This window comes from uncultured Microbacterium sp., assembly GCF_963521695.1.
In the GTDB taxonomy this organism is placed as follows: Bacteria; Actinomycetota; Actinomycetes; order Actinomycetales; family Microbacteriaceae; genus Microbacterium.
The window spans coordinates 1-3,318 of sequence record NZ_CAUQWC010000302.1 but is presented as its reverse complement, the minus strand read 5'-3'; the positions used below and the strand labels follow the sequence as shown (position 1 = coordinate 3,318).

Sequence of the window (3,318 nt, the reverse complement as noted above, 5' to 3'; positions counted from 1 at the left end):
GTGCCCCGGACTCTTCGGCGGCCCACCGCCACCTCGAGTCCGGGGCACTTTCCGTGCGCCGTGAACCGGCGCGCGGCACACGCCCCGAGTGACCGGAACGCGCGAGTGCCGCGTCGTCCCGGGGCGTGCGGCGCCCGGGACGACGGGTCTTACAGGCCCTGGGCCAGGCGGTAGTACGCCTGGTTCCAGCGCAGCTCGCTCTGGAAACCGCGGACCGTGGTGTCGTCGTCGATGACGACGAGCTCGGTCTTGGCGATCTCGGCGAAGTCGCGGAACACCTCGATGCCCACGGCCGTCGTCATGACGGTGTGGTGAGCGGCTCCGGCGGCGAGCCAGCAGGCGGCCGAGGTCGCGAAGTCGGGGGCGGGCTTCCACACCGCACGGCCCACGGGCAGCTTCGGCAGGTCGGGCGCCTCGACGTTCTCGACGACGTTCGCGGTCAGGCGGAAACGGTCGCGCATGTCGCTCATCGCGACGACCAGCGCGGGGCCGGGGTCGGCGGTGAAGACCAGGCGCACCGGGTCGTCCTTGCCGCCGATACCCAGCGCGTGGATCTCCAGGCGCGGCTTCTGCGAGCTCAGCGAGGGCGAGACCTCGAGCATGTGCGCGCCGAGGATGCGCTCGGCACCGGGCACGAGGTCGTACGTGTAGTCCTCCATCAGCGAGGCGCCGCCGGGCAGGCCCGCGCCCATCACGTTGGCGACGCGCACGAGGATCGCGGTCTTCCAGTCGCCCTCGGCGCCGAAGCCGTAGCCCTCGGCCATGAGGCGCTGCACGGCGAGACCGGGGAGCTGCCTGAGCGCGCCGAGGTCTTCGAACGAGGTGGTGAAGGCGCCGAAGCCGCCCTCCTCCAAGAAGGAGCGCAGACCCAGCTCGATCGCCGCGCCGTCGCGCAGCGACTGGTGGCGGGCGCCGCCCGGGAGCAGCTCGGATGCCACGTCGTAGCTGTCGACGTATTCCTGCACGAGCGCGTCGATGTCGGCATCCGATGCCGCCTCGACGGCCTCGACGAGCTCGTTCACGCCCCACGTGTTGACCTGCACGCCGAACCGCAGCTCGGCCTCGGTCTTGTCGCCCTCGGTGACGGCGACGAAGCGCATGTTGTCACCGAAGCGGGCGAGCTTCAGGGTGCGGGCGGCGGTCCAGCCGGCGGCGGCGCGCTCCCAGTCCTCGATCTGCTGGCGGACGGCCGGGTTCGACACGTGGCCGACGACGGTCTTGCGCGAGATGCCGAGACGCGTCTGGATGTAGCCGAACTCACGGTCGCCGTGGGCGGCCTGGTTCAGGTTCATGAAGTCGAAGTCGATGTCGTTCCACGGCAGCTCGACGTTGGCCTGCGTGTGCAGGTGCAGCAGGGGCTTCTGCAGCGCGTCGAGACCCGAGATCCACATCTTCGCGGGGCTGAAGGTGTGCATCCACGCGATCACGCCGATGACGTCGTCACGGCCGTTGATCTCGAGCGCCATGCGGCGGATGCTGTCGGAGTCTTTCAGCACGGGCTTCCAGACGACCTTGACGGGCAGGCCGTCGAGGCCCTCGACGACGGCCTGCGACTGCTCGGCGACCTGGGCGAGCGTTTCTTCTCCGTAGAGGTTCTGACTGCCGGTGACGAACCAGACCTCGTAGCCGTCGAGATCGTTCCGGAGAGTGGTGCGGGTCATGCGGGAATTCCTTTTTGTGGTGGGAGTGGCGACGGCCGAGGTCAGGACGTCGCCGCGATCGCGGCGTGCTCGATGGCGAGCCCCGCGCGGTATCGGGTGAGGTAGGCGGCGAACCCGGGGACGTCCTCGGGGTCGGGGTCGATCGAGACGAACCCCGCCTGTGCGAAGACGCGGTCGGTCAGGTAGGTGTCGAGCGGGTCGCCCGCGGTGTCTGCGGCGAAGGCTGCCAGGACCGCGATCCCCCACGCCCCGCCCTCGGAGGCGGTTGCGGCGACCGCGACCGGCGCGTCCAGCGCACCAGCGAGGAAGCGCTGCGCGATCCCGGCCGTGCGGAACACACCGCCGTGCGCGTACATGCGGTCGAGCTCCACTCCCTCGGCGGCGAGCACGCGCATGCCCAGGGCGAGGGTGCCGAACACGCCGTACAGCTGCGCGCGCATGAAGTTCGCGAGCGTCAGGCGGCTGTCGGGCGTGCGGACGAAGAGCGGCCGCCCCTCGGGCAGTCCCGCGATGGGTTCTCCCGCCAGATGGTTGTAGGCGAGCAGGCCGCCGGCGTCGGGCGCGCCGTCCAGCGACTCCATGAACAGCGCCTCGAACACCTCGTCGGGGTCGAGGGTGCCGCCGGCGATGGCCGCGAACCGCTCGAACAGCCCCACCCAGGCGGCGAGCTCGCTCGCGCCGTTGTTGCAGTGCACCATTGCGACGAGGTCGCCGGCGGGGGTGGTGACGAGATCCAGCTCGTCGTGGGTGCGGCGAAGCGGCCCCTCGAGCACGACCATGGCGAAGATGCTCGTGCCGGCGCTGACGTTGCCGGTGCGGGGGGCGACGGAGTTCGTCGCGACCATACCAGTGCCGGCGTCGCCCTCGGGCGGGCAGAACAGCACGCCCGGACGCAGTGCGCCGGTCGGGTCGAGGAGCGCCGCGCCCTCGGTGGTCAGCTCGCCCGCGGCGTCGCCGGCGACGAGAACGTCGGGCAGCAGCGAGCGGAGGCGGAGGCCCGGGGCCCGCTCCGCCACGAGCCGGTCGAACTTGGCCGCCATGACGGCGTCGTAGTCGCGGGTGGCGACGTCGATGGGGAACATGCCGGAGGCGTCGCCGATGCCGAGCACCCGACGGCCGGTCAGCTTCTCATGGACGTACCCGGCGAGCGTGGTGAAGGATGCCACGTCGGGGATGTGGTCTTCTTCGTCGAGCACCGCCTGGTAGAGGTGCGCGATCGACCAGCGCAGCGGGATGTTCGTGCCCAGCAGCTCCGACAGCACACCGGCGGCCCGCTCGGTGGAGGTGTTCCGCCAAGTGCGGAACGGCACGAGCAGTTCACCCTCGGCGTCGAACGCGAGGTAGCCGTGCATCATCGCCGACACGCCCGCCGCGGCGAGCGTGTCGATCGCGACGCCGTGAACACGCTGCACGTCGGCGACGAGCGCGGCGTAGGCGGTCTGCACACCCGTCCAGACGTCGTTGAGCGAGTACGTCCAGTTGCCGTCGCGGTAGCGGTTCTCCCAGGCGTGGGAGCCGGTGGCCAGGACGCGGGTGGGCTCGTCGGCATCCACGAGGCAGGCCTTGATGCGCGTCGAACCGAGTTCGATGCCGAGCACGGCCCGGCCGGAGGCGATGACCTCGGCGGGCGAGGTGGCGACGGCGCTCACCGGCGCGC

Annotated in this window: 2 protein-coding genes; both read right to left on the bottom strand. The window is 71.1% G+C overall.

Annotation, left to right across the window (positions count from 1 at the left end):
• Positions 1–149: 149 nt before the first annotated feature.
• On the bottom strand, positions 150–1,661 hold the full coding sequence (araA, locus tag RWP81_RS15545) for an L-arabinose isomerase (RefSeq protein WP_314457620.1): 1,512 nt from the start codon (positions 1,659–1,661) through the stop codon (positions 150–152).
• A 41-nt stretch (positions 1,662–1,702) separates the two neighbouring features.
• Positions 1,703–3,310, bottom strand: a complete 1,608-nt coding sequence (locus RWP81_RS15540; protein ID WP_314457621.1) for an FGGY-family carbohydrate kinase — start codon at positions 3,308–3,310, stop codon at positions 1,703–1,705.
• Positions 3,311–3,318 lie beyond the last annotated feature (8 nt).

What these genes read in the sequence shown, in the direction of transcription:
- araA (WP_314457620.1), bottom strand. Translation starts at nt 1,661, where the DNA reads ATGACCCGCACCACTCTCCGGAACGATCTCGACGGCTACGAGGTCTGG.